We start from the raw sequence: 25,293 nt of genomic DNA on the forward strand, positions 1-25,293 counted from the left end.
TCCACTCGACGAGGCACCCTCACCGGACGAGGACCCGTCCTCCGACGACGCCCCCTCACCACCCGAGGACGCCGCCCCCACGGCGGCACCAGCAGCGGCACCACCAGAGGCAGCACCACCGGCGGCGGCACCCGCGACCGGCTCCCCCCCGGGGCGCGGTGGCCCGGTCCGCTCGGCCCCTTCCTGCACGTGCGCGTGCGCGTGGGCCGGGTCGTGGTCCTGGTCAGTGACGGCGGTCACCGGTCACCTCTCCTTCTGCAGAACGGACAGCGCGGCGATCAGTTCGGCCTGGGGCTCGGCCTGTACGTCCAGGCCGTCGAGCGGGGCGAGCCGGCGTTCGCGCTCGGCGTGCATCACCCGGTCCAGGTGCTCGGAGAGCAGCCGCCCGCCCCGGTCGCGCAGCCGCAGCGCGCCGTGGGCGCCGATGCGCCCGGCGAGCCCCTCGCCCGCCGAACGCGCGCGTCGGCCGCCCAGCAGGGCGGTGGCGACGAGCGCGGCGATCACCTCGGGGTCGGGCGCGGCGCCACGGTCGATCTCGCGCACCTCCTCCTCGGCGTACTCCTCCAGCTCGCGCCGCCAGCGCCGGACGGCGAGCGCGATGCGGTGCTCGGCTCCGCTGCCGGTGGGGTCGACGTCGGCCAGCTCGGGCGCGGCGGCGCCCGGCTCCAGGCGCCAGGCCTGGTCGACGCGCTCGTCGGCGGCGGCGACCGCGCACAGCAGCAGCGCGGCGAGGCTCTCCACGAGCGCGTCGAGCAGTTCGCCCGCGGTGCAGTCGAGGGGGAAGGCGCGCCAGCGCTTGAGGGCGTCACCGGCGAGGACGGCGCCGGCCTGCAGCCGCCCGCGCAGGCGCGCGTACTCGTTGTCGTAGGCGCCGTCGACGGCGGTGGTGAGCCGCAGGGCGGCCGCGTACTGGACGGCGGCGGCGCTGGCCAGCTCGGGCAGGCGGGACTTGAGGGAGTTCAGGACGCCGTGCGCCGTACGGGCCATGGCGTACTGGCGTGAGGCGGGGTCCTGGGCGTGGTGGACGAGCCAGGTGCGCAGCGAGGCGACGGCGCTGGCCGGGAGCAGTCCGCCGCCCCAGGCGGACTCGGGCAGTTCCGGCACGGTGAAGCGCGGTACGTCGCCGAGTCCGGCCTTGGTGAGCAGGGCGCCGTACTGCCGGGAGACCTCGGAGACGACCTGGTGGGGCACGCGGTCCAGGACGGTCACGAGGGTGACGTCGTACTCCTTGGCGGTGCGCAGCAGGTGCCAGGGGACGGCGTCGGCGTAGCGGGCGGCGGTGGTGACCATGATCCAGATGTCCGCGGCGCAGATCAGCTCGGCGGCCAGGGAGCGGTTGTCGGCGACGAGCGAGTCGATGTCGGGCGCGTCGAGGAGGGCGATGCCGGGCGGCACCGTGTCGACGGTCTCGACGCGCAGCACGCGCCGTCCGTTGTCGCCGGGCAGCAGCAGGTCGTCGCCGGCCTCCTGCTGGGGCGTCCACACGCGCGTGAGCTCGGGCAGGACCCGCATCCCGCTGAACCAGTGGTGGTCCTCCGGATGGCAGACCAGCACGGGAGTGCGGGTGGTCGGCCGCAGCACGCTCGCCTCGCTGACGCGCCGCCCCACCAGGGAGTTGACGAGGGTCGACTTCCCGGCGCCGGTCGATCCGCCCACGACGGCCAGCAGCGGTGCCTCCGGCTGTTTGAGCCGGGGCACCAGGTAGTCGTCGAGCTGCGCGAGGAGTTCGTCGCGGTTGGCACGCGCGCGTGGGGCCCCCGCCAGCGGCAGCGGGAAGCGTGCGGCGGCGACACGGTCGCGCAGGGCGGAGAGTGCGTCGAGCAGCTGAGGCCGTACGTCCAAGGTCACCACATGCGAAGAATGCCCAACTTCGGGGGATTTATGAAGCATATGAGCATGTCTGCGTGCCGACCGGACAGAAGGGTGCACAAGGGGCGACCGGGACAGGGGCACGGGCCAGGCATAACGAGTGCACAACACCCGGCCTGCGTGGCGCGAAAAGCGCTGCACGATTCGTACCTGCCTGCGATTATCAGGAACCGCTTCACCGAACCTCCACATCGAGCCACGGAGGCGAAGCAACTGGGACGAGGACGCGGGAGCCCTATCCTTGTCCCCCGGCCCCCGTAGCTCAGTGGATAGAGCAGGCGCCTTCTAAGCGCTTGGCCGCAGGTTCGAGTCCTGCCGGGGGCGCCGCGCCGTCCGTCGGTCCCTGTTCCGCCCTCCCGTCGTCGGGAGGGCGTTCTCGCTGTTCAGGGCGGCTCGCTCGGCGCGCAGAAGGGTGACGCGTGCGCGGGCGGCCGTGACCCGCCCTGGTCGGTGGCGTTGAACGGGGAGTGCGGCGGCGCCTCATGCCGTCGCGCGAACCGAGTCACAAAGGAGAACGTGATGTCTCGCATCGCGAAGGCAGCCGTCGTCGCACTCGGCGCCGGTGCCGTGGTGCTCAGCGGCACCGGCCTGGCCATGGCGGACGCGGACGCGGGCGGCGCGGCCGTCGGCTCCCCGGGTGTCATCTCGGGCAACGTCATCCAGGTCCCGATCCACGTCCCGATCAACCTCTGCGGCAACACCATCAACGTCGTCGGCCTGCTGAACCCGGCGTTCGGCAACACCTGCGCCAACATCAGCGACGACAAGGGCGACGAGGGCCACGACAAGGACGGCCACGGCCGTCACGGTGGTGGCAAGCACGGCGGCGGCAGCCAGGGCTACGGCGGCTGACCGTTCGTCACCTCGCACACCCATGTGCGGTGAAGGGCCCCGGCACCTCGAGCGCCGGGGCCCTTCCCCGTGCGGGGCCACCGGGCCCGGGCGCGGAGCACGCAGCGGAGTGCCCAAGCGGAACACCGAGCGGAGCGCGGGGCTCCGGAAGATGGCCGGAAGAGCACCGCGCCGCTCGGCGCGTCTCACGCATAGCGGTAGATACCGCTCACGTCCTCGAGCTGGGCCGGTGTCACGTCCCACGGCGGCAGGTCCTCGTGCCGCGCGACGACCCGGTCCTGCTGCGGGTCGCCCCAGCCGGGCGGCTCTGCCGGCAGGTAGCGCGCGTCGCGGTGGCGCTGCTGCCAGCGGGTCCACTGCAGGTCGACGAAGGCGTGGTGGAGCCAGAACACCGGGTCGTTGACGGACGCGCCGCCCACCATGATCCCGCCGACCCAGCGGTGCACCCGGTTGTGGTTGCGCCAGGCGGCACTGCCCCGCCCGCTCCCCCAGCCCTCCAGCTTGTTGCGGAAGCCCCGCGTGGACGTCGAGTCCCAGGGCGAGGTGTCGTAGGCCGGGTCCCGCAGCGCCCACTCCAGCTCGCCGGCCGTGGGCAGCTCGATCGGGTCGCTCGCGCGCCCCAGGTCGCGGGTGAGGAAGACGCCGTCGGTGACGTTCTCCTTGATCAGCCAGTTGCCCGTGGCGTGGGCGAACGGCCCGGTGGTCACCCGGTGGTCGGAGCGCCGCCCGTTGCCGCCGAGCAGGTCCTTCGTCCACGGCACCGACGTGGCCGACCGCTGGCGGGTCCAGTCCCAGTACGGCACCGTCACCGAGGAGTCGACGCGCCGCAGCGCCCGCTCCAGGTCCAGCAGGAACTGCCGGTGCCAGGGCAGGAACGACGGCGCCATGTGGGCCGAGCGCAGGCCGCCCTCGCCGTCGGAGACGTAGTGGTCGATGTGCATCCGCACGAACTCGTCGTACTCGCCCCGGCGTTTGAGTGCCAGCAGCGCGTTGACGAAGCGGCGCTTCTCCGAGGCGGTGAGCTTGCTGACGTCCTTACGGGTGTAGACCATGGCGTCCCCCCATGTCCGTGTGCTCGTGTGCGGTGCCCGGACCGGTGTCGCGCAGGTGCTCCCCGGGGCCCAGCTCGTCGACGGCGGCGCGGGCGGCGTCCAGCGGGGTGTCGTACGAGCGGTAGTGGTCGACCATGCTCAGCCAGCTGCCGTCGGCGCGGCGCATGAGGTGCAGCGGCCGTCCGTCGACCGTGACCCGCCACTGCTCGTCCCCGGCGGCGGCCGACCGGGCGACCGGGGCGCCCACGAGGTGGCGGCCCCGGTAGGTCAGGTCGAAGCCCGGGTCGCCCGGGCCGTCGCCCCCGCCCGCGGCCGGGGGCCGGGAGGCGGCCACGACCGGGGCGATCGCGGCGACGGCACCGGCGCCGAACAGCCCGCGCAGCACGTCCCTGCGGCGCGTCCCCGGCGCGCGCCGCGCTCTCCCCGCGTCCGGTACGGGGCGTTCCGATCCCACGGGCAGTCCACCGACGCCAACGACCATGCTGCACTCCTACGTCCGGTCCGGTTGCGGGTGTTCACAGCGGTAACCGCGAACCGGGCCCCCGGGTCACCGCCGGGCCCCCGAACGGCCCGACCGGGCCGGGTGACCCCGTCCGTCCGTGCCGGAGCAGGCCGACGGGCCCGGACAGCAGGCCCGGGCCCGTACGGGTGGACGGGGGAAGGCGCAGCGAGGCGGAGAGGTGGACGGGGACGTACGCGCAGCCGTGCACCACCGGCGTCGAACGACGGCAGCGGCCCCCTACAGCCCGCTGCCCAGCCCCAGGTCCGCCGTCGGCGCCCCCTGCAGCACCGGCGTGAGCACGCCGGCCTGCGGGAGCTTGAGGTCGGGCAGGCCGAAGTGGTCGGCGTTGGGCGGGGTGAGCGGCGCGTCCACGGCCAGGCCGGGGCCGAGGGTGCGCAGGTCGGAGGCCGGGGCGTCGACGCCGGCGTGGTCGAAGTCGTCGCCGAGGACCTGCGGCAGCGGGGCACGCATGTCCAGGCCCGGCAGTCCGGCGCTGACGGGGAGCCGCGGGACCACCCGCTCCGGGATGAGCCGGCCCTCCACGTACCGGGGGCCCTCGGGTGCGCCCGGCTTCGGCACGGGCACCTGACCGGTGATCTCGGGCAGTTCCACGTGGAGGGACTTCTCGACGCCGCCCAGCGGCAGGGGGACGGGGACCGTGCCCACCGCGGCGGCGGGGGTCGCGGCGGCGGCGCCGGCCGCGGCCGCCATGAGCGCTGCGGCGAGGGTTCCTCGGGTGGTCGGCTTCATCTCGAGTACGGACCCTTTCGGAGTTCAAGGAGTTCAAGCGGGCTGTGTGCGTGCGTAGCGAGTAACGAGCAGGAAAACGTCACCAGTTCACAATTCCCCCGGCCGCACCAATGCTCCGATCGTCCGGATCGTCGGCTGCTGTGGAAATCCCACGATCGGACGGGGGACATCCGCCCCGACCGACCGAGGGCCGGTCCCGGGGACCGGCCCTGCGTACCGGGGGATCCTGCTCCGCCCTACAGCGGCAGCCCGCCCAGCAGCGGGTTGTGCGCGTTGAGCGCGTCGGTCGCGCCGTTCACGGTGCTCAGCGCGGAGTCCTTGTTCTCGGTGTCCAGCGCGTCCGACTGGTGCCGCACCGGCATGAGGTCGATCGGGCCCTTGGTGAGCGTGTTCCAGGCGCCGTTGATGCTGGTGGGCGTGAGCTCGGCCGTGTCGTAGGCGAACGCGGGCGTGGCGGCGCCGGCGAGGGCGACGGTTCCGGCGACGACGGCGGCGGCCTTGAGGGACTTCATCGGGTTCCTTTCATCGGCGACTGGGCTCGACGGCGGACCGGCGCCACGGCGCGCCCCGTCGCCGGGGAATCACCGGGAAAGGGCCGGGGACACCAGGAAAGTCGCCAGGGAAATGTCTGACGCCGTGTCTAACGATGTCCCACGGCGGCGGAAACCCCGTACGCAGGAAATTTCTGCACCCCGGCCGGACTTTCCCCCGGGGAAAAGCACCGGGCGACCGACCGGGGTGCACCCACACAGAACCGGCACCGGCCCCCGCCTAGGTCGCGGGTACCGCCGGCGTGGCCGGCTGGGAGACGGCGGCCGCCGCGGCGGGCGACTGCGGAGCGGCGGGGACCTGGGCGACGGCGGGGGTCTCCGGCACGGCGGGGGTCTCCGGCAGGGCGGGGATGTCCGGGAGCGCGGGCAGCGCGGGGGTGACCGGGGCGTCGGGGGTCGCCGACAGGTCGGGCAGGGACGGCAGTCCGGTCAGGTCGGCGGCCGGGAGCCCGCTGCCGAGCAGCGTCGCGGTGAGCAGGTTGACCAGGCCGGAGATCAGGCCGGTGGCCGCGGGGACGACGTCGGTGACGTTGCCGGAGGTGACCGCCGTCAGCAGGACGTCGATCTGCTTCTGCAGGTCGGCGAGGGCCTCGTCGGTGAGGTCGGCGGCCCTCTTGCCGTGGGCGGCCGCCCGGTGGTGAGCGCTCTTGCCGAGCGGGAACGGCAGGGTGGTGTACGGCAGTTCGCCCGCCGTGGACGACGACGAAGCTGTGGACGACGACGAAGCCGTGGACGGCGAGGACGGCGTGGACGGCGAGGACGGCGTGGACGAGGCGGCCGACGCGGCCGCGTTCGTCGTCGTGATCCGGGCGATCACGTCCTTGATGGCGTCGCCGAGCTTGGCCGCCTGGGCGTCGGTGAGCTGACCGTTGTCGGACTTCAGGGCGTCGGAGAGCAGGTCGGTGACCGGGGTGAGGACGGTCCCGAGGTCGCCGAGGCTCTTGACCTGGGCGAGCAGCTCGTCCGCGCCGGGGACGGGCGCGTGGGACGCCGCAGGAGCGTGCTCACGGGCCGTACCGACCGCGGCGGCGGCCGGGCCGGCGATCCCGATCACGAGGGCGGCGCAGAGCGCGGTGGACGCGACGTGCCGGACGGGCAGGCGGCGCATGGGTGTTCCTTTCGCAGGTGGGCAGGGCCTGAGCCCACCGTGGAAGGGGTGGTCACCCTTCGCAACCGGCGCGTACGGTCAGTGACCGCCGTCCGGGCGAATCACCGCTGGTGGCGCGGGGATGCGGCCCGTCGCCCGGGGTCCTCGGCCGCACCCCCGTTCGGGGCAGCACCCACGGCCCGCCGCTCACCGTCCGCCGCGGACCCGGGGCGGCCCCGCACACGCCAGCGGCCGCCCTCCTGGCGGAAGGGCGGCCGCTCGACCCACGAACGCGTCGTGACTGACGTCAGTCGTTGACGCAGGTGTTGCCGAACGCCGGGTTCAGCAGGCCGATGATGTCGATGGTGTTGCCGCAGACGTTCACCGGGATGTGGATCGGAACCTGAATGGCGTTGCCGGACAGGACGCCCGGGGAGTTGGCGGCCACAGCGCCCGCGCCCGCATCGGCGGCGGCGATGCCGGAGGCGCCGGCGACGGCCGCGGCGGCAACAGAGGTCAGGACCAGGCCCTTCGCGATACGCGACATGGAGAGGTGCTCCTTGGGGGTTTTGACACAAACAAACACCCGGGCGGGGATGCCCGGCGCTGTGTCAACGCGTGGACGCGCCGGGAGTTGTGCCGCCAAAGGAGTGATCCGGCGTCCCGGGGGTTGCCCTCGCGCCGCCCGCTCCCCCGCACCGCCCGGCCCGGCCCGCACACGTCGCGCACGTCCGGCACACCGTTCCGACACACATGTCTGGCATAGCAGGATTAATCCGGACAAGGGCTAGAGTTGCGGCCGTTCCGACGCACCCCTGCGAGCCGGCGGGACCCACCCCGCGGGATGCGGTCGCACTGCGCGGGGGCTTCTTCCGAAAGGGCATCGCCGGTCATGCGCCTCCTTCCCGGTCCCCTGCTGCGCCGCGCGACGGCGGGGGCGCTCGCCCTCGCCGCGCTCTGGGCCCCCACCGGCGCGCGCGCCGCCGTCCCCCCGCCGCCCGCACCCGCGCCCCCCGCCGCCGAGGCCCAGCGCCTGCCGTTCACCGAGCGCCACCGGGCCACCCAGCACGGCGGGTTCGTCCGCGCGGCCAACACCGCGATCAGCTGCCGCACCGCGGACCCGGGCTGCGCAGGCGTGCGGGACGGACGGGCGGGCGCCAACGACGACTTCGACATGTTCTACGTCGACGTCGACGACGACCCGAACACCTACAACTCCTCCCGCGCCGAGCTCCGCCTGCCGCCCGGTTCCCGGGTGACGTACGCGCGGCTGTACTGGGGCGGCAACCTGCGCGTGGGCGAGCAGAAGCCGGCCGCCGACGCCGGGCGGGTACTGGTCGCCGAGCCGGGCGGGCGGTACAAGGCGGTCCGCGCGGACACGGTCGTCGGCCACCGCGTCGGCTACGACGCCGACGCCTTCCAGGCCTCCGCCGACGTCACCGGCCTGGTCCGCGACAGCGGCTCGGGGCTGTACACGGTCGCCCAGGTCGACGTGGCCAAGGGCCGGTCGGCCGCGGGCGCGTGGGGCGGCTGGACGCTGGTGGCCGCGTACGAGAACCCCGCCGAGCCGCTGCGCCACCTCGCCCTGTGGGACGGCTTCGACACGCTCGCGCAGGGCCTTGGGGTCCGGCTGGACGGGCGGCCTGTCGCGCCGGGGGCGAGCGGGCGGGTGGGGATCGTGGCGTACGACGGCGACCGCGGCCGTACGGGTGATTCGCTCACGTTCTCGAACGGTCACCCGGACCGGGCACCGCTGTCGGACGCGGCCAACCCGGGGGACGACGTACTGAACTCCACGATCAGCGAGCCGGGGGAGGCTCCGGCGGCGCGTGTCCCGGCGTACGCGCACACCCTCGGCTACGACTCGGACGTGTTCGATCTCGGGCCCGGATCGCTGCGCGGCGGTGACCAGGCGGCGCTCCGGCTCGTTTCCCACCGGGACGCGGCGTGGGCCGGCGCACTCTTCGTCGCCGTCGACGCCCGGAAGTGACCAGGCGCGGTTCCGCCCGTCCCGAGCGCCACCGTTGAGCGAGGAAGACGCGCCATGCACGAGTCAGTACCCGGGCCCCGGGTCCTGCACCTGACCCAGCCGGTGGACGGCGGGGTCGCCCGTGTCGTGACGGACCTGGTGCGGGCGCAGCTCGCCGCCGGGCTGCGCGTCGCGGTCGCCTGTCCCGGCGGTCCGCTCGCCGGGGACCTGGCGTCCCTGGGCGCGGACGTGCGGCGGTGGGAGGCGACGCGGGCGCCGGGTCCCGCCCTGTGGGGCGAGGTGCGCCGCCTCGCGCGCGTGGTCCAGGAGGTGCGGCCCGACCTGGTGCACGCGCACAGCGCCAAGGCCGGGCTGGCCGGGCGGCTGGCGGTGCGCGGGCGGATCCCCACCGTGTTCCAGCCGCACGCCTGGTCGTTCGAGGCGGTCGGCGGCACCACGGCGGCCCTCGCGCGCGCGTGGGAGCGGTACGGGGCGCGCTGGACCCACCGGCTGGTGTGCGTGAGCGAGGCCGAGCGCGCGACCGGGCTGCGCGCAGGGATCGCCGCCGCGCGGCCCGCGGCCGACGAGCCGGCCGGCCCGGCACGCGCGGGTGGGGCGCCGGCCCGCGCCGACGACGGTTCCCGCGGGCGCTGCCGGGTCGTCCCCAACGGCATCGACCCCGACCGCTTCCGCCCCGCCCCGTCCGCCGCCGTGCGCGCGGCGCTGCTGCCGGACCTCGCCCCGGACGACCCGCTGGCGGTGTGCGTGGGACGGCTGTGCCGGCAGAAGGGCCAGGACGTGCTGCTCGACGCCTGGGAGCAGGTGGTGCGCCGGGTGCCCGGCGCCCGGCTGGTCCTGGTCGGCGACGGACCGGACGGTGACGCGCTGCGCGCGCGGGCGCCCGGGTCGGTGCGGTTCGCGGGGACGGTCGCCGACCCCGTGCCCTGGTACCAGGCCGCCGACCTGGTGGTCCTGCCGTCGCGCTGGGAGGGCATGGCGCTGGCCCCGCTGGAGGCGATGGCGTGCGGCCGGCCGGTGGTGGCGACCGACGTGGACGGCGCCCGCGAGAGCCTGCCCGCCGACCTCGCCGACCGCTGTCTGGTGCCCCCCGAACGGGCGGCGGAGCTGGCCGGGGCCGTCGCCGGGCTGCTGCTCGACGCGCCGCTGCGCGCCGGGCTCGGCTCCCGGGGGCGCCGCCACGTCCTGTCCACGCACGACGTGCGGCGCACCGCCGAACGGGTCGCGGAGGTGTACCGCGACCTCCTCGGTCCCGGGCCGGCCCCGCACGCCCTACCCACCGAGTGCAGGGAGTCCATCCCCTCGTGACTGCGGAAAGCACCGTCCCCTCCCCCGGCGCGCAGCCCGGACACGCGTCCGTCTCGGTCATCCCGCGGCGCCCGAGCGGCGCGGGATACCGGTTCCCGGTCCGGCGCCCCCCGACGCGCCCCGCCTCCCCGCTGCCGCTGCTGCTGGCCGACGGCGCGGCCGCCCTCGCGGGCGGCGCCCTCGCGCTCGCCGAGGCGCCGCGCCACCCCGACCTGGTCGCCGTGCTCCTGGCGGCCACCCTGCTGCTGCGGGCCCGGCGCGCCCGGCCGGTCGCGGGGGTGCTGGACGAACTGCCCGCCGTCTGCGGCCGGATCGTGGTCGCCTGGCTCGCGCTGGGCGCGCTCGTCGCGGCGTACGCGCCGGCGCACGCCCTGTCCGCGCGCACCCTGCTGCTGGGCTGCGCCGCGCAGGCGGCGACGGCCCTCGCGAGCCGTTCCCTGGTCCACTCGGTCCGTCGCCGGGCCCTGCTGCGCCGCCCCAGCGCCGCGCTCGTCGTCGGTCCCGCAGCCACCGCCCAGCGCGTCGCCGCGGCCGTGCTGCGCCACCCGCGCTGCGGGGTGCGGCCGGTGGGCATCGTCGCCGACCACCCGGACGGCGCCGGCGGGCTGCCCGTGCTGACGACGGATGAGGAGGTGCAGCGGGCGCTCATCCAGAACGCGGTGCGCGAGGTGCTGTGCGTGCACCCCTCCGCGCGCACCGCGCAGGGCCCGCTGCTGCGGGCGCTCGCCGGGTCGGGCTGCACCGTGTGGGAGGTCGACGCGGACAGCCCGTCGTACGCCACCCGCGACCAGCTCGCCGGGTTCTCCCGCCGCCGGCTCGACCTCGGGCCACGCGAGCGGGACGACCTCGGCAAGCGGCTGCTGGACGTCGCCGTGTCCGGGACCCTGCTGCTGGCGGTCAGCCCGCTGCTGCTGGTGTGCGCGGCGGTGCTGCGGCTCACCGACGGGCCGGGGGTGGTGTTCCGGCAGGAGCGCATCGGCAAGGACGGGCGCCCGTTCACGCTGCTGAAGTTCCGCACCCACCGCCCGGTCGACGAGCACGAGTCGGCGACCCGCTGGAGCGTGGCCGGCGAGCAGCGGATGAGCCCCTTCTGCCGCTTCCTGCGCCAGACCTCGCTCGACGAGCTGCTCCAGCTGTGGAACGTGCTGCGCGGCGACATGAGCCTGGTCGGACCGCGCCCCGAACGACCGTACTTCGTCGCTCAGTTCAGCCAGACCTACCCCGGCTACGCGGCCCGCCACCGGATGCGCACCGGCATCACCGGGCTCGCCCAGGTCCACGGGCTGCGCGGCGACACCTCGATCGAGGACCGGGCCCGCTTCGACAACGCCTACATCGACAACTGGTCGCTGTGGCAGGACGTCTGCATCCTGCTGCGCACCGCGGCCGCCCTGGTGCGGCCCACCGGGAGCTGACACCGATGGCCCTCGCCCTGCCGCTGAAGTCGCCCCGGCCCTGGCCGCCGGTGCTGCCCGTGGCGGCCGTGATCGCGCTGATCGCGCTGCCCGTCGCCCCGGGCGGCGAGGGCGGCGCGGGCCCGGCGGACGCGCTCTCCGCGCTCGCCGTGCTGTACTGCGCGGTCCGGCTGCTGCGGCGGCGCAGGCGCCCGCTGTCCCGCCGGGCCGCGGTGGTGCTGGGCCTTCCGGTGGCGGGGCTGACCCTGGCGGCGCTGGGTGCGTCCTCGCCGGGCGAGGGCCTGGCCGGCCTCGGCCGCTACCTCCAGGTCTTCGTGCTGGTGCCCGCGGCCGTGCTGCTGCTGGTCCGCGACCGCTCCGACTTCCGGCTGCTGGCCTGGTCGTTCGTGGGGCTCGCCGGCTGGCAGGGCGCGGTCGGCGTGCACCAGTACGTCACCCACACCGGCGCCTCCTACCAGGGCGAGGACCTCCGAGCGGTCGGCACCTTCGGACCGCAGGACGTGATGGGCATGGCCACGGTCGTGTCGTTCGGCCTGGTCTGCGCGGTCGGCCTGGCGCTCGGCCGCGCCGACGTGCGCCAGCGGCTGGTGGCGACCGCCTGCGCGGGCGCCCTGCTGCTGCCCCTGGCGGTGTCCTTCAGCCGGGGCGCCTGGATCGCGACCGCGGTGACCTGTGCGGCCCAGCTGGTGCTGGCGGGGCTGCGGCGGGCGCTGACCGTGGCCGCGGTGGTGGCCGCGCTGGGCGTGATCCTGGTCGGCGGGCTGGGCGTCGGCTCGGCGATGCTCCAGGAGCGGATCAGCAGCATCACCCAGGTCACCGACGCCCCCGACCAGTCGGTCACCGACCGGTACACGATGTGGGCGGCCGCGGTCGGCATGTGGCGCGAGCACCCGCTGACCGGCGTCGGCCTGAAGGGCTTCCCCGAACACCGGGACGCGCACGCCTCGCTGGCCCTGTCCTCGGGCAGCGACACCGAGGGCGCGGGCTCCGGCTTCGTACGGCAGCCGCTGCTGTCCCCGCACAACATGTACCTCCTCGTCCTCGGCGAACAGGGCCTGGTCGGGCTGCTGGCCCTCGCGGGCGGCTGGCTGGCCCTGCTCGTGTGCGCGCTCGGCCGGCTGCGCCGGGCGCACCGCTCCCGCGCGCCTGGCCTCGACTGCGCGCTGGTCGCCTGCGGGCTGCTCGTGTGGCAGCTCACCGACTTCGTGTACGCCGACATCGGCGGCCCCTCGACCGTGCTGACCGCCGTCTGCCTGGGGCTCGTCGCCTGGTGGGCGCTGGCCGAGCCGGACGGCCCGCCCGCACCGGCCGCCGCCGGCCGGTCGGCCACCGGGGCCCAGGGCGATCCGGAGGCCGTCGCGCGATGACGGTGACGCCCTCCCGGACACCCCCGGCGGACGGGCCCGCGCCCGTGCCGCCGGTACGACCGTCCGCCGCGTCGTCACCCGGGGCGCCGGGACTGCCCGCCGCGTCGTCACCCGAGCCGGCGGGACTGCCCGCCGAGCCGCCCCCCGGTGGACCCGGTGGACCCGAACTCCCCTCCCCCTCGCGGCGCTTCCTCGCGCGCGCCGCGCTCGTCACGGCCGGGCTGTCCCTCGCGGGGTCGCTGCTCGGGCTGGTCCGGGACCAGGCGCTGGCCCGGCTGTTCGGGGCGGGCAGCGACACCGACGCCTTCCTGGTGGCGTGGACCGTGCCGGAGTTCGCCGCCACCCTGCTGATCGAGGACGGGCTGGCGTTCGCGCTGATCCCGGCCTTCAGCGCGGCCCTGTCCCGGCGGGCCCGGGGCGCCGGCGGGGACCCGGTGCGCGCCCTGGTCGCGGGCACCCTGCCCCGGCTGTCGCTGGCCTTCGTGGCCGTCGGTGCCCTGCTGGTCGTCGCCGCGCCGCAGCTCGTGGACGTGCTCGCGCCGGGGCTGCCGGACCCGGGCCTCGCCGTGGACTGCACCCGGCTCACCGCCACCTGCGTGGTCAGCTTCGGCCTCGCCGGGTACTGCTCCGCCGCCCTGCGCGCCCACCGGAGGTTCGTGGCGCCGGCGGCGATCTACGTGGCGTACAACGCCGGGATCATCACGGGCATGCTCGCCCTCGGCGGGCGGTGGGGGGTGCGCGCGGCGGCGGCCGGGGTGGCGGTGGGCGGCTGCCTGATGGTCGCCGTCCAGCTGCCGTCGCTGCTGCGGCAGGTGGGACGGCGCAGCAGGCACGGGGCGGGCGCGCCCGCCGAGGAGCCGCGTCCGCTCGACACCGCGCTGGTGGCGAGCGTGCTGCTGTTCGCGCTGTGCCGCCAGTCGCAGGTGCTGGTCGAGCGGTTCCTCGCCTCGCAGCTGCCCGCCGGGGCCATCTCGCACCTCAACTACGCGCAGAAGGTCGCGCAGATGCCGATGATCCTGTCGCTGATGCTGTGCACGGTCACCTTCCCGGTGGTCGCGCGCGCCCTCGCCGACGGGGACACCGAACGGGCCCGCGGCCGGGTGGAACGGGACGTGGCGCTGGCCGCCTGCGTGGTGCTGCTGGGCGCGGCCACGGTCGTCGCGTGCGCCCCGCAGATCATCGAGGTGCTCTTCCAGCGCGGCGCGTTCACCGCCCGGGACACCGCCGCGACGGCCGGGGTGATGCGGGTGTACGCGCTCGGGCTGCTCGGCCAGACGCTGGTGGGGGCGCTCACCCGCTCCTACTTCTCGGCGGGCCGCGCCACCTGGTACCCGGTCGGCGCGATGAGCGTCGGGATCGCCGTCACCTGCCTGGCCGGCGCGTTGACCGTGGGGCCCTGGGGCGTGTCCGGGATCGCCGCCGCCAACGCGGCCGGCATCACCGCCACCGCGCTGGTCCTGCTGACCGGCACGAAGAGCGCGGGCCGGCACGGCCGCCCGCGGGCCGTGCCGGTCCGGGTCCGCGCCCTGCTGCGCGAACTGTCCCGGCCGGTCCTCGCGGCCGTGGCCGCCACGCTCGCCGGGGCGCTCGTCGCGGGCCGCCCCGGCGACCCGCTCACCGGCCTGGCGGCCGGGGCGCTCACCGTGACCGCCGTCTTCGTGGTGCTCGGCCGGGCGCTGGGCGCCCAGGGCGTCGACGCCGCACTGAGTTCCGTCCGTTCCGCGTACCGGAGGCTGCCGCATGTCCGTTCCCGCTGACACCGCACGACGCCCGGCGCAGACGCCCGGCCCGGTCCCCTGGGTGGCGATGTACCACTCGGTGGGCGACCGCACCCACGACCCCTACCGGGTGACGGTCACGCCCGAGCGGCTGGACCGGCAGCTGGCGTGGCTGCGCGGCCGGGGCCTGCGCGGGGTGTCCATGGCCGAACTGCTCGCCGCCCGCGCCCGCGGCGACGGCCACGGCCTGGTCGGGCTGACCTTCGACGACGGGTACGCCGACTTCCTCACCGACGCGCTGCCCCTGCTCACCCGCCACGGCTGCACCGCGACCCTGTTCGTGCTGCCCGGCCGGCTCGGCGGGGAGAACGCCTGGGACCGGCCCGGCCCGTGCAAGCCGCTGCTGGGCGCCGACGGCATCCGCGCGGCGGCCGACGCGGGCACCGAGATCGGCTCGCACGGGCTCACCCACCTCGACCTCACCCGCGTCGACGACGCCACCCTCGCGGCGGAGACCGCGGGCAGCCGCGCCGCGCTGGGCGACCTGCTCGGCACCGAGCCCGCGGGCTTCTGCTACCCGTACGGCACCGTCGACCACCGCGTCGTCGACGCCGTGCGCGCCGCCGGGTACGCGTACGCGTGCGCCATCGACCCGGGCCCGCTGACCGGCCCGCACGCCCTGCCCCGGCTGCACGTCGGGGAGCGCGACACGGCCGTACGGCTGTTCCTGAAGTACCGGCTGCACCGGCTGCGCCGGCGTCCCGTGGCGGCGCAGCCGTGAAGGCGCTGCACGTCATCACCGGGCTCGGCGTGGGCGGCGCCGAACAGCAACTGCGGCTGCTGCTGCGGCACCTGCCCGTCGACTGCGACGTGGTGACGCTCACCCACCCGGGCGCGGTGGCCGACGGGCTGACCGCCGACGGCATCGACGTCACCCACCTCGGCATGGCGGGCAACCGCGACCTGGCCGCCCTGCCCCGGCTGGCCCGGCTGGTGAGCTCCGGCCGCTACGACCTCGTGCACACCCACCTGTACCGGGCCTGTCTGTACGGCCGGCTGGCCGCGCGGCTCGCGGGGGTGCGGGCGGTCGTGGCCACCGAGCACTCCCTCGGCGACTCCCAGATGGAGGGGCGCCCGCTGACCCGGGGCGTGCGGGCGCTGTACCTGGCCGGCGAGCGGCTCGGCCGGGCCACGGTCGCCGTCTCGCCGACGGTCGCCGCACGGCTCACCCGCTGGGGCGTGCCCGCGTCGCGCGTCGAGGTCGTGCCCAACGGCATCGACCTGGCCCGCTTCCGCTTCGACCCGGCGGCCCGGGAGCGCACCCGGCAGCGGCTCGGGCTGCCCCCGGGCGCCTTCGTCGTGGGCGGGATCGGGCGCCTGGCCGCGGGCAAGCGCTTCGACGTCCTGGTGCGCGCCCTGGCCCGGCTGCCCGAGGACCACTGGCTGGTGCTGGTCGGCGGCGGACCCGAGGAGAACGTGCTGCGGCGCACCGCGCACGACGCCCGGGTCGCCGACCGGGTGCTGTTCACCGGCGAGCGGCCCTGCCTGCCCGACGGCAGCCCGGGCCCCGACCTGCCGTCCCTCGTCTCGGCGATGGACCTGCTCGCCTCGCCGTCCCCCGAGGAGGCGTTCGGCCTCGCTGTGGTGGAGGGCCTGGCGGCCGGACTGCCCGTGCTGTACGCCTCCTGCCCCGCCGTGGCCGACCTGCCCGCGCACGCCGCGCCCGGCGCCCGGCGCGTCACCGGCGGCCCCGACGCGTTCGCCCGGGCCGTCGCCGAGGCCCGCGCCCGGGGCCCGCACCCGCGCGAGGCCCCGGAGGCGGCCCGGCACTACGACATCACCCGCAGCGCGGCCCGGCTGACGGAGGTGTACGCGGCGGTCGTCGAGGGCCGCCCCCTGCCGTCCGCGGCCGGGAGGCCCCCCACGGCCCCCGCGTCCCCCGTCCCCCGCGCGTCCCCGGCCCTGTCACCCTCCCCGTCCCCGTCCCCGTCACCCCAGGGAGTCAGTTCGTCATGACCGAGAACACCACCCGGCAGCACGGCCGGTCCCGTCGGCTCGCGCGGGTCAGGACGCTCCCGCCGTGGTCGCTGCTCGCGGCGGGCGTCGTCACGGGCGGTCTGCTCGGCGCCGCGTACGGCGCGCTGCACCCGCCCGTCTACACGGCCACGGCCTACGTCGTCGCCGTCCCCACCGAGAAGTCCGACCCGGCGTCCGCGCTGGGCTTCGCGCAGGCCTACGGGCGGGTCGCCACCCAGCTCGCCGTGCTCGGCGACGCGCAGGTGTGGGCCGGGGTGCCGGCGGCGACGCTCCAGCGCGACGTGCAGACCGCGACCTCGCCGGACGCGCCGATGGTCGCCGTCACCGCGAGCTCCGACCGGGCGGACGTGGCCGCCGACATGGCCAACGCCGTCTCGCGCGCCCTCACCCAGTACGCGGCGCACAGCCAGGGCGCCACCAATGTCCGGCTCCAGCAGTTCGCCCGCGCCGTCGAGCCGTCCGGGCCGTCGTCCGCGTCGCCCGCGGTGACCGGTCTGGTCGGCGCGAGCGCGGGCGGGCTGCTGGGCGGCCTGGTGCTGCTGGTCCGGCCGGGGCGGGCCCGCGAGGAGGAGCCCGGCCGCCCGGCCGCCGTACCCGGTCCGGCCGTGGCCGCCGACGCGCACGGGGCACTGTGAACGCGGCGCTGACGGGCACGTTCCCGGACACCGCCCGCTCGGCGCGCCGCTCGGGGACGGTGTGCGAACTGCTCACCGACGAGGCCGCGTTCGCCGACCTCGCGCCCGCCTGGGGGCGGCTGTACCGGCGCTGCTCCACGGCGACGCCGTTCCAGCACCACGCCTGGCTGCACGCCTGGTGGCGCTCGTACGGCACGCCCGGGCGGCTGCGGCTGCTGGTGGTGCGCGACGGCGGCGACCTGCTGGCCGCCGCTCCGCTGACGGCCGTGCGCCGTCCGCTGCCCGCGCTGGTGCCGCTCGGCGGGGCCGTCTCCGACTACGCGGACGTGCTGGTCGACGACGAGCGCGGCGAGGAGGCCGTCGCCGCGCTCACCGCGGGGCTGGCCACCGCCGCCCGCACCGCGCTCCTCGACTTCCGCGAGGTCCGCCCGGGCGGCGCGGTCGAGCGGGTCTACGCGCGCTGGAGCGGACCCCGGCACCGGGTGGACGACTCGGTGTGCCTGGAGCTGCCCGCGGTGCCGATGGAGGAGCTGCTGGCGCGGCTGCCGTCGGCGAAGGCCCAGCGGGTGCGCGCCAAGCTGCGCAAGCTGGCCGCGCTGGGCGTGGAACGCCGTCCGGTCGGCCCGCGGGAGGTTGACCGGGCGCTGGGCCGGCTCCTGGAGCTGCACGCGCTGCAGTGGCAGGGGCGGAAGGTGACGGGCGAACACCTGCGGCCCCGGTTCCGTGCGCACCTGGTGCGCGCGGCCGGGGCGATGGTGCGCTCCGGGGACGCGGTGGTCACCGAGTTCCTGCTGGAGGGAGAGGTGGTGGCCGTCGACCTGACCCTGCTGTCGCCGCGCCTGGCCGGAGGCTACCTGTACGGCGCCCACCCCCGGCTGCGCGAGCGCAAGGCCGACGTGGCGGTGATGCTGCTGGACGCCTGCACCGAGCACACCCGCGACGGCGGCCACGACACGCTGAGCCTGCTGCGCGGCGACGAGCCGTACAAGCACCACTGGCGGCCCGAGACGGTCGTCAGCCAGCGGCTGCTGATGGCCCGTCGGCGCACCGCCCCGCTGCTGCAGGCGGCGCTGTGCGACGCGGCCGCGCGGCGGCGGGGCAAGGAGGTGGTGCGCCGGTGGGAGGCGCGCGGGCAGTCGAGGGAGCACGCCGGTGGCGGCAGGCCCTGAGCCGGACCCGCCGCCACCCGCGGCCCGGTCAGTGCCGGCGGGAGTACCAGTCGAGGCGGACGCACAGCTTGCCGCCGAGCCAGTACTCGACCCAGTCGCCCAGGTCCAGCGGCGAGCAGCGGGCGGGCGCCGCGGACGGCGACGGCTGGGGCACCGGCTGTCCGACGGGCTGCGGCGTCGCGGGCTGCGCGCTCGGCGCGGGCGGGGACGGCAGCAGCGTGGGGACGGCGGGGCGGCCGGAGAGGACGGCGCGGTAGACCTCCGACGCCTGCGGGTTCTGCCGGCACTGCCACACGCCGTGCGGGCAGTAGTCGGTCAGCGTGTTGTACAGCGGTTTGTGCGCGTCCATCCAGCCGAGCATGCCCCGCATGTAGGTGGCGTTGTCGCCGTTGCGGAAAAGGCCCCATTCGGGGTAGGAAATGGCTTTGCCGTGCTTCTTGGCGAAATCCACGTGTTCCTGGAGGCCGTACGGTTCCTTCACCTGTTCCTCGAACGTGAGGCCGCTCGGCTGGTCGTAGGAGTCCATTCCCACGATGTCGACCGTGTCGTCCCCCGGGTAGCACTGCGTCCAGGGAACGGCGTCCCGGCCGCGGCTCGGCGCGAAGTCGAACTTGAACGCCTGGCCGGGCACGGACCGCATGGCGGTGACGATCCTGTTCCAGTACGTCTTCCAGGCCTCGGGGTCGGGGCCGCAGCGATGGGTGTACGTGATGCCGTTCATCTCCCAGCCGAGCACCAGCACCGTGTCCGGCACGTCCAGCTCGACCAGCCGCTCGGCGAGGGCCTTGAAGTGCTGATCGAACTCGCCGTCGGCGCCCCGGCGCAGCAGGCGGCGCACCTCGGCGTCGGACACGCCGTCCTCGTTGCGCTCCATCATCGGCACGTTGAGGACGAGCATCCGGTCGGCCTTCTCCCGGCGCCAGTGCGCCCAGACGTCCAGGAAGCCGGGGCGGCCCTCGATGTTGCTCCACCGGTCGCCCGGCAGGTAGGTGTGCCCGACGCGCAGCTCGGCGCCGCCGAGCCAGGTGCTGAGCTGGGCCATCCGGGCCACGCCGAGGGGGCCGTAGTCGAGGTAGGCGCCGAAGGCGGGGCGCTGCGGCGGCGTCAGGGTGGGCGTGGACGAGGCGGGCGTGGACGGGGCGGGCGTCCCGGGCGCCGGCGTCACGGCCGGGGGCACGGGGGCCGGGGTCACGGGTGCCGGGGGCTGCGGGGCGGGGTTCTGCGGGGCCGGGGGCTCCGGGGCCGGAGCCAGCGGGACCGGGGTCTGCGGGGCCGCAGCCTGCGGGACCGGAGCCAGCGGGACCGGAGCCAGCGGGACCGGAGCCTGCGGGACAGGGGTCTGGGCGGTGGCGGGCGGGGCCGGGACGGCCGGGGTGGGAGCGGGCGGATCGGCGACCCGCGTCACCCCCGCGCCCGCGGCGAATCCAGGTCCGCACGCCAGGGCTGCCGACGCGACGAGCGCCGCCGCCACGACGGTCAGCCGCCGCGAGCGGACGCCGCGCTGCTGTGGGGTCATGCCTGCTCCTTCCTCACGCCGAATTACTGACGGCCAGTCACATGAAAGTCACACGAAAAGGAAGTACGCCACCGCCATTACGGCTTTCGAGTGTTCCGCTCGGCCGCTCCGGTGAACCGACCGAAGGAAATTGGTACGTGTCCCTGCTCGACACCCGCGTCCCCGCCGTACTGCTGCGGATCGACCGGAATCCCTTTCACCACGGAACGCTGGGTGCCGTGCGTTCGCTCGGCAGAGCCGACGTCGACGTGCACCTCGTCGCGGACGTGACGGGAAGTCCCGTACGCGCCTCCCGGTTCGTGCGCCAGCTGCATCCCCCGCCGCCGCCCGGCGCCGGTCTCGACGAGGTCGCGGCCACCCTGCTGCGGGTGGCCGCGCGCGTCGCACGGCCCGCCGTGCTGATCCCGATGGACGACGCGGGCGCGGTCGCGGTCAGCAGGCTGCGCGCGCGGCTGGCGCCCGCCTTCCTGCTGCCGCAGCAGCCGGGCGACCTGCCCGAGCGGGTCGCCGACAAGGCGGAGCTGGCGGGGCTGTGCGCGGCGGCGGACGTGCCGCACCCGACGACCGTCGTCCCCGACAGCCCCGCCCAGGCCGCCGCGGCCGCCTGGCGGTTGGGGCTGCCGGTGGTCGCCAAGTGGAGCCGCCCCTGGCTGCTGCCGGCCGGTTCCGGGCTGCGCAGCACACTGGTGGTGCGCAGCCCGCGGGAGGCGCGCGAGCTGTACGCGCGCGGTGCCGAGGCGGGCAGCCGGCTACTGCTCCAGGAGTTCCTGCCGCCGGGCGCCGACCGCGACTGGTTCTTCCACGGGTACGCCGACCGCGACGGCGCGGTGCGCGCGGGCGGGCCCGGGCGCAAGCTGCTGGCCTGGCCGCGCGGGGCCGGGCTGACGGCGGCCGGCGCGTGGGTGCCCAACCCGCAGGTGCAGGCGCTGGCCGAGCGGCTCGCCGCCGGGCTGGGCTACCGGGGCATCTTCGACCTGGACTTCCGCCGCTGCGGCACGACCGGCCGCTACCACCTGCTCGACTTCAACCCCCGGCCCGGCGCCCAGTTCCGGCTGTTCACCGACACGGCCGGGCTGGACGTCGTCCGCGCCCAGCACCTCGACCTGACGCACCGTCCCCTGCCGGACGGACGGCCCCTGCCCGGGCGGCTGTTCGTGGTGGAGAACTACGCCCCGCTGACCGCGCTGCGGCCCGCCCCGGCCGGCCGCGAGCTGGCCTGGGGCGCCCGCGACGACACCGCGCCCGGGCGGGCGATGTGGGGGCTGTGGAGCCGGCACGTCGGAGGACGGCTGCTGGCGCGGCTGCGCCGCGGGTCCGCCGCGGCGCGCTCAGGGGGGACCCTCCGGGTAGTACGGCAGACGGCACCGGCCCGACCCGGGGACGCGACCGGACCGACCGACGACGAGAAGGCGGGCCGATGCTGATGCACGAGCTCCTGGTGGTGGGCGCCGGCCCGTACGGCCTGTCCATCGCGTCCCACGCCGCGGCCGCCGGGCTGGACCCGCGGGTCTTCGGGCAGCCCATGGCGTCCTGGCGGGACCACATGCCCCCGGGCATGTTCCTGAAGTCCGAGCCGTGGGCGTCCGACCTCTCCGACCCGGCCGGCCGCCTGCGGCTGCAGAACTACTGCGCCGAGCGGGGAATGACGGCCCGTCACGGGACACCGATCCCGGTGGAGACGTTCGCGGCGTACGGGCAGTGGTTCGCCCGCCACGCCGTCCCGGAGGTCGACGAGCGCACGATCACCCGGATCGCGGCCCGGCCCGGGGGCTTCGAGGCGGTCACGGAGGACGGCGAGCGGGTGGCCGCCCGCGCGGTCGTGCTCGCGGTCGGCGTACTGCCCTTCGTGGAGGTCCCGCCGGTCCTGCGCGCCCTGGACCCCGCCCTGGTCTCGCACAGCAGCCACCACGCCGCCCTGGACCGCTTCCGCGGCCGGGACGTCACGGTGGTCGGCGGCGGCCAGGCGGCCCTGGAGACGGCGGCGCTGCTGGCCGAACAGGGCACCCGGGTACGGGTACTGGCCCGCGCGGACCGGCTGCGCTGGAACGACGTCCCGCCTCCCCTGGACCGCCCCCGCACGCACTCGCTGCGCTCCCCGCACAGCGGGCTGGGCTGCGGCTGGCGCAACTGGTTCTACGCCGAACGGCAGGGCCTGTACCGCCGCCTGCCCGAGACCACCCGGTCCCGGATCGCGGCCACGGCCCTGGGACCGGCGGGCGCGTGGTGGATCCGCGAGCGCGTCGAGGGCGCCGTCGAGGTGCTGACGGCCCACCGGGTCACCGCGGCACGGCCGGTGCCGGGCGGTGTACGCCTGGAGCTGGACGTCCCGGGCGCGGGCCGCCTGTCCCGGTACCTGGAGACCGAGCACGTCATCGCCGCCACGGGTTTCCGGGCGACCCTCGACCGGCTGGCGCTGCTGTCACCCGAGCTGCGCGCGGACCTGGCCACGACGGCGGGCGGCGCCCCGGTGGTGGGCCACGCGTTCGAGACCACCCGGCCCGGCCTGTTCCTGGCGGGCCTGATCACCGCCCCGGCCTTCGGGCCGTCCATGCGCTTCGTCCACGGCGCCACGTTCACGGCGCGGACCCTGCTGCGCGGAGTACGACGTCATCTGCGCGGCTCCCGGCCGAGCGGCACGGCCCACGTCCCGGTGGGCCGGGACCTGCGGGAGGGCGTGGGGGTGGCCGGGCCCGCGTGAGGTGGACCCGGCCGGTGGGAACGGCGGGTGGGGTGCCGGGCGCGAGGCGTCCGGCACCCCGTGGGTCAGCGGCGGGACGCCGCCCGGCCGCGCCGGTACAGCAGGGCGCCGGAGGTGATCAGCGCCGCGCTGAACCCGGAGGCGGCCAGCAGCCCTTCGGCCCCGGTGTGGGGCAGCGTGGGCGGCTGCTCCTGCTGCCCTCCGGGCGGGGTGTGGTCACCGCCGCCGGGCGGGGTGGTCTCACCGCCGCCGGGGGGCGTGTGGTCCCCTCCACCAGGAGGAGGCGTGTGGTCGCCACCGCCGGGAGGAGGCGTGTGGTCCCCACCGCCGGGAGGAGGCGTGTGGTCGCCACCGCCCGGAGGAGGCGTGTGACCGCCACCGCCGGGCGGGGTCTCCTGGCAGTCGTCGTCGGGCGGGGTGTGCCCGCCGCCGGTCGGGGGGTGGCCCTGGTCGCCGCCGGAGGAGCCGTAACCGGAGTCGTCGGAGCCGTAGCCCGAGTCGCCGTGGTCCTTGCCCGGGGACTTCGGGGTGTCGTCGGAGCCGTAGCCCGAGTCGTGGCCCGAGTCGCCGTGGTCCTTGCCGGGGGACTTCGGGGTGTCGTGGGAGCCGTAGCCCTCGTCGCCGCCGGACGTGTCGTGGCCGCCGCCCTGCGCGGGCGACGTGGACGCCTCGTCGGAGCCGTGGCCCGACTCACCGCCGCCGGAGGTGTCGCGACCGCCGCCGCCCTGGTCCTGGGACGCGGAGTTGTCGTGGCCATCGCCCTGGTCCTGCGACCCGGACGTGTCGTGGCTGCCGCCCTGGTCCTGGGACCCGGGGACGTCGGCCGGGACGCGGGGGACGCCGTGGGTCCAGTCGTGGTGGTCGCGGCCCCAGGCGTCACCGAGGTCGTCGGAGCCGCGGGTCGTGGAGCGTGCCGCGGCGGCCTGGGCGCAGGCGTTGGCGAACGCGGGGTTGAGGGCGCCGGCCGGGTCGACGGTGTTGCCGCAGGCGTTCACCGGGACCTCGACGGGGACCTCGACGTTGTTGCCCGCCAGGACGCCGGGTGATCCTCCGGCGACGCTGTTCGCCTGCGTGTCGGCGAGTGCGGAACTGCCGCACAGGGTCAGGATGCCGGTCGCGGCCGCTGCCGCGACCACTCCCCTGCTCAGGGTCTGTCGCAATCTCGTGGTCTTCCTGCTCGGAGAGGTGGAAAAAGCCGGCCCCGGAGACGTGTGACGTGTCCAAGGCCGGCTCAGACCCAGCCGGAGCTGGTCGAGGCGTCGTCAGTCGTTGACGCAGGTGTTGCCGAACGCCGGGTTCAGCAGACCGATGACGTTGATCGTGTTGCCGCAGACGTTGACCGGGATGTGGATCGGAACCTGGATCACGTTGCCCGACAGGACGCCGGGGGAACCGACGGCCGCCCCCTCGGCACCGGCGTCGGCGAAGGCCGGCGCGGCCCCACCCAGAGCCAGGACGAGGCCCGCGACGACAGCAGCGCTCTTCTTCATGACATTCCCTTCTCTGCGGTCATGCATCGAATGACGGTAGGAAACCGGCGAGCACAGCCGGAAAGGCTCGCACCATGACCTGCAGGCTGCAAACGAGTCATAGACAGCCGAGGAAACTCACCAACGCGTGTCGCCCCCGAATTCACCCGAACGCCCTCATATAATCGGCGGATCGCAGTAGGGGAAAGGCTTCTTCACGGAAAAACGACCGGGCGGCCTGCGATACGGGTCTACTGACCGTTCGCCGACAGGACCGACAGGTCCTCCAGGATGTGCGACAGCGCACCGTCGCGCTTGGCGTTGGTGGAGTTGTCGGAGCACTGCTGGTCCAGGTCGTCCGACAGGATCGGCACATCGTTGATCGGCACGATGTTGATGATCGGGACCTGGATGTCCTCGAGGGCGAGGCACGGCTTGTTCAGCGTGCCCTCGACCAGCGACAGCTGCGGGCTCATGTCGCCCTTGGTCGCCGAGTTGCCGAACGACGACGAGGCGCCGTTCCCGTTGGCGACGGACGGTCCGGAGTCGTCCCCGATGGCAAGAGCCTGGGGGGCGACCGCCGCCGACATACCGATGACAGAGACGGCGGCCGCCGCGGCGACCATTGCCTTCTTGAGCACTTCGCGTTCCTTTCGTCGTAGCGACACATGCCCTACGGCGACATCAACCCGGCGTCGGATGATTGGTTGCGGGTGTTCACCCGGTTGGCCCGCAGCGCGTGCAACGGACGGAAAATCATCCGGAACGACCAGCACACAAACAGTCTCGCTATCGGCCGACAGGGTGACCGTGAGAAACCGTACGGCGCCCGCCCAGTTGACCAGGAGGCTCCGGTGGACGGGGTTTCATCAGAAAGGACTGGTCAGTGATCAAGAAGGTTATTGCCACTGCAGCGATCGCCGCTTCCATCGTGGGTGCCTCCGCCGCGTCGGCCACGCAGGCGATGGCGATCGGTGACGACTCCGGGCCGTCCGTGGCCAACGGCAACGGTGCGGCGCAGAGCTTCGGCAACTCGGCCACGTACGGGAACATGAGCCCGCAGATGGCGCTGATCCAGGGTTCGTTCAACAAGCCGTGCATCGCGGCGAACGACATCGCCGTCCCGATCCTCAACATCGTCCCGATCAACGACCTGCCGATCCTGTCGGACGACCTGGACCAGCAGTGCACCGAGAACTCCACGCAGTCCAAGCGCGACGGCGCGCTGGCGCACCTGCTGGAGGACGTGTCGATCCTCTCCGCCAACGGCCAGTAGCCGACGCGCGACGAAGGGCGGCCCGCCGGAATGCC

At 75.4% G+C, this 25,293-nt stretch carries 24 protein-coding genes and 1 tRNA gene; 14 read left to right on the plus strand and 11 right to left on the minus strand.

Annotated elements, in window-relative coordinates; all coding sequences use genetic code 11:
* Positions 1 to 243 precede the first annotated feature (243 nt).
* Positions 244 to 1,851 carry a dynamin family protein gene (locus E4U91_RS12505; protein WP_137306922.1) on the minus strand — a complete coding sequence of 536 codons (1,608 nt, stop codon included), beginning with the start codon at positions 1,849 to 1,851 and terminating at the stop codon, positions 244 to 246.
* Positions 1,852 to 2,120: 269 nt separating this feature from the next.
* Here E4U91_RS12505 and E4U91_RS12510 point away from each other — a divergent pair.
* Positions 2,121 to 2,193, plus strand: a tRNA-Arg gene (locus E4U91_RS12510).
* 195 nt (positions 2,194 to 2,388) lie between these two features.
* Positions 2,389 to 2,721 carry a chaplin gene (locus E4U91_RS12515; protein WP_137306923.1) on the plus strand — a complete coding sequence of 111 codons (333 nt, stop codon included), beginning with the start codon at positions 2,389 to 2,391 and terminating at the stop codon, positions 2,719 to 2,721.
* 185 nt (positions 2,722 to 2,906) lie between these two features.
* Here the strand turns inward: E4U91_RS12515 and E4U91_RS12520 are convergent, their stop codons facing one another.
* The 6 genes from E4U91_RS12520 to E4U91_RS12545 all read right to left on the minus strand — a co-directional run bounded on the left by E4U91_RS12520 (position 2,907) and on the right by E4U91_RS12545 (position 7,210).
* On the minus strand, positions 2,907 to 3,773 hold the full coding sequence (locus tag E4U91_RS12520; protein WP_137306924.1) for a tyrosinase family protein: 867 nt from the start codon (positions 3,771 to 3,773) through the stop codon (positions 2,907 to 2,909).
* On the minus strand, positions 3,757 to 4,254 hold the full coding sequence (locus E4U91_RS12525; protein WP_137306925.1) for a tyrosinase family oxidase copper chaperone: 498 nt from the start codon (positions 4,252 to 4,254) through the stop codon (positions 3,757 to 3,759). The genes E4U91_RS12520 and E4U91_RS12525 overlap by 17 nt, the downstream gene beginning before the upstream one ends.
* Before the next feature lie 258 nt (positions 4,255 to 4,512).
* The gene (locus E4U91_RS12530) at positions 4,513 to 5,025 is read right to left on the minus strand and encodes a hypothetical protein (RefSeq protein WP_137306926.1); all 513 of its coding nucleotides are present in this window, start codon (positions 5,023 to 5,025) and stop codon (positions 4,513 to 4,515) included.
* A gap of 236 nt (positions 5,026 to 5,261) precedes the next feature.
* A complete protein-coding gene (locus E4U91_RS12535) occupies positions 5,262 to 5,537 on the minus strand; it encodes a hypothetical protein (protein ID WP_137306927.1) in 276 nt (91 codons plus the stop codon).
* A gap of 259 nt (positions 5,538 to 5,796) precedes the next feature.
* Positions 5,797 to 6,684: a hypothetical protein gene (locus E4U91_RS38080; RefSeq protein ID WP_241678574.1), complete on the minus strand. Its 888-nt coding sequence runs from the start codon at positions 6,682 to 6,684 to the stop codon at positions 5,797 to 5,799.
* A gap of 286 nt (positions 6,685 to 6,970) precedes the next feature.
* Complete coding sequence (locus E4U91_RS12545; protein WP_137298174.1) at positions 6,971 to 7,210, minus strand: chaplin; 240 nt, start codon at positions 7,208 to 7,210, stop codon at positions 6,971 to 6,973.
* A 345-nt stretch (positions 7,211 to 7,555) separates the two neighbouring features.
* Here E4U91_RS12545 and E4U91_RS12550 point away from each other — a divergent pair, with 345 nt between their 5' ends.
* Genes E4U91_RS12550 through E4U91_RS12590 form a run of 9 tightly spaced genes read left to right on the plus strand, consistent with a single transcriptional unit; the run spans position 7,556 to position 18,299 of the window.
* Entirely contained in the window at positions 7,556 to 8,653 is a 1,098-nt protein-coding gene (locus E4U91_RS12550; RefSeq protein WP_137306928.1) for a DUF3344 domain-containing protein, read from the plus strand.
* 54 nt (positions 8,654 to 8,707) lie between these two features.
* Complete coding sequence (locus tag E4U91_RS12555; protein ID WP_137306929.1) at positions 8,708 to 9,958, plus strand: glycosyltransferase family 4 protein; 1,251 nt, start codon at positions 8,708 to 8,710, stop codon at positions 9,956 to 9,958.
* Entirely contained in the window at positions 9,955 to 11,373 is a 1,419-nt protein-coding gene (locus E4U91_RS12560; RefSeq protein WP_137306930.1) for an exopolysaccharide biosynthesis polyprenyl glycosylphosphotransferase, read from the plus strand. The genes E4U91_RS12555 and E4U91_RS12560 overlap by 4 nt, the downstream gene beginning before the upstream one ends.
* A 5-nt stretch (positions 11,374 to 11,378) precedes the next feature.
* Positions 11,379 to 12,740 (plus strand): O-antigen ligase family protein, encoded by a 1,362-nt coding sequence (locus E4U91_RS12565; protein WP_137306931.1) that lies wholly within the window; start codon positions 11,379 to 11,381, stop codon positions 12,738 to 12,740.
* On the plus strand, positions 12,737 to 14,497 hold the full coding sequence (locus E4U91_RS12570; protein WP_137306932.1) for a lipid II flippase MurJ: 1,761 nt from the start codon (positions 12,737 to 12,739) through the stop codon (positions 14,495 to 14,497). The genes E4U91_RS12565 and E4U91_RS12570 overlap by 4 nt, the downstream gene beginning before the upstream one ends.
* On the plus strand, positions 14,481 to 15,239 hold the full coding sequence (locus tag E4U91_RS12575; protein ID WP_137306933.1) for a polysaccharide deacetylase family protein: 759 nt from the start codon (positions 14,481 to 14,483) through the stop codon (positions 15,237 to 15,239). The genes E4U91_RS12570 and E4U91_RS12575 overlap by 17 nt, the downstream gene beginning before the upstream one ends.
* Positions 15,236 to 16,474, plus strand: a complete 1,239-nt coding sequence (locus tag E4U91_RS12580; protein ID WP_137306934.1) for a glycosyltransferase — start codon at positions 15,236 to 15,238, stop codon at positions 16,472 to 16,474. The genes E4U91_RS12575 and E4U91_RS12580 overlap by 4 nt, the downstream gene beginning before the upstream one ends.
* Positions 16,471 to 17,130 carry a YveK family protein gene (locus E4U91_RS12585; RefSeq protein ID WP_137306935.1) on the plus strand — a complete coding sequence of 220 codons (660 nt, stop codon included), beginning with the start codon at positions 16,471 to 16,473 and terminating at the stop codon, positions 17,128 to 17,130. The genes E4U91_RS12580 and E4U91_RS12585 overlap by 4 nt, the downstream gene beginning before the upstream one ends.
* Positions 17,131 to 17,138: 8 nt before the next feature.
* Positions 17,139 to 18,299, plus strand: a complete 1,161-nt coding sequence (locus E4U91_RS12590; RefSeq protein WP_174867926.1) for a GNAT family N-acetyltransferase — start codon at positions 17,139 to 17,141, stop codon at positions 18,297 to 18,299.
* 28 nt (positions 18,300 to 18,327) lie between these two features.
* On the opposite strand, the gene E4U91_RS12595 is transcribed toward E4U91_RS12590, so the two are convergent.
* Positions 18,328 to 19,815 carry a glycoside hydrolase family 26 protein gene (locus tag E4U91_RS12595; protein WP_174867790.1) on the minus strand — a complete coding sequence of 496 codons (1,488 nt, stop codon included), beginning with the start codon at positions 19,813 to 19,815 and terminating at the stop codon, positions 18,328 to 18,330.
* Positions 19,816 to 19,952: 137 nt separating this feature from the next.
* Here E4U91_RS12595 and E4U91_RS12600 point away from each other — a divergent pair, with 137 nt between their 5' ends.
* Together E4U91_RS12600 and E4U91_RS12605 are read left to right on the plus strand one after the other, a co-directional pair.
* Positions 19,953 to 21,239: a carboxylate--amine ligase gene (locus tag E4U91_RS12600; RefSeq protein ID WP_137306937.1), complete on the plus strand. Its 1,287-nt coding sequence runs from the start codon at positions 19,953 to 19,955 to the stop codon at positions 21,237 to 21,239.
* The gene (locus tag E4U91_RS12605) at positions 21,239 to 22,513 is read left to right on the plus strand and encodes an FAD-dependent oxidoreductase (RefSeq protein WP_137310790.1); all 1,275 of its coding nucleotides are present in this window, start codon (positions 21,239 to 21,241) and stop codon (positions 22,511 to 22,513) included. The genes E4U91_RS12600 and E4U91_RS12605 overlap by 1 nt, the downstream gene beginning before the upstream one ends.
* A gap of 65 nt (positions 22,514 to 22,578) precedes the next feature.
* On the opposite strand, the gene E4U91_RS12610 is transcribed toward E4U91_RS12605, so the two are convergent.
* The 3 genes from E4U91_RS12610 to E4U91_RS12620 form a co-directional block, all read right to left on the minus strand.
* Positions 22,579 to 23,673: a chaplin gene (locus tag E4U91_RS12610; protein ID WP_137306938.1), complete on the minus strand. Its 1,095-nt coding sequence runs from the start codon at positions 23,671 to 23,673 to the stop codon at positions 22,579 to 22,581.
* Between the two features lie 102 nt (positions 23,674 to 23,775).
* On the minus strand, positions 23,776 to 24,003 hold the full coding sequence (gene chpD, locus E4U91_RS12615) for a chaplin ChpD (RefSeq protein WP_137306939.1): 228 nt from the start codon (positions 24,001 to 24,003) through the stop codon (positions 23,776 to 23,778).
* Positions 24,004 to 24,233: 230 nt separating this feature from the next.
* Entirely contained in the window at positions 24,234 to 24,623 is a 390-nt protein-coding gene (locus E4U91_RS12620) for a rodlin (protein WP_137306940.1), read from the minus strand.
* A 245-nt stretch (positions 24,624 to 24,868) separates the two neighbouring features.
* On the opposite strand from E4U91_RS12620, the gene E4U91_RS12625 reads away from it, so the two are divergent.
* Positions 24,869 to 25,258 carry a rodlin gene (locus E4U91_RS12625; protein WP_137306941.1) on the plus strand — a complete coding sequence of 130 codons (390 nt, stop codon included), beginning with the start codon at positions 24,869 to 24,871 and terminating at the stop codon, positions 25,256 to 25,258.
* Positions 25,259 to 25,293 lie beyond the last annotated feature (35 nt).

It is taken from the genome of Streptomyces lasalocidi (assembly GCF_005280215.1).
GTDB classification, from domain to species: domain Bacteria; phylum Actinomycetota; class Actinomycetes; order Streptomycetales; family Streptomycetaceae; genus Streptomyces; species Streptomyces longwoodensis.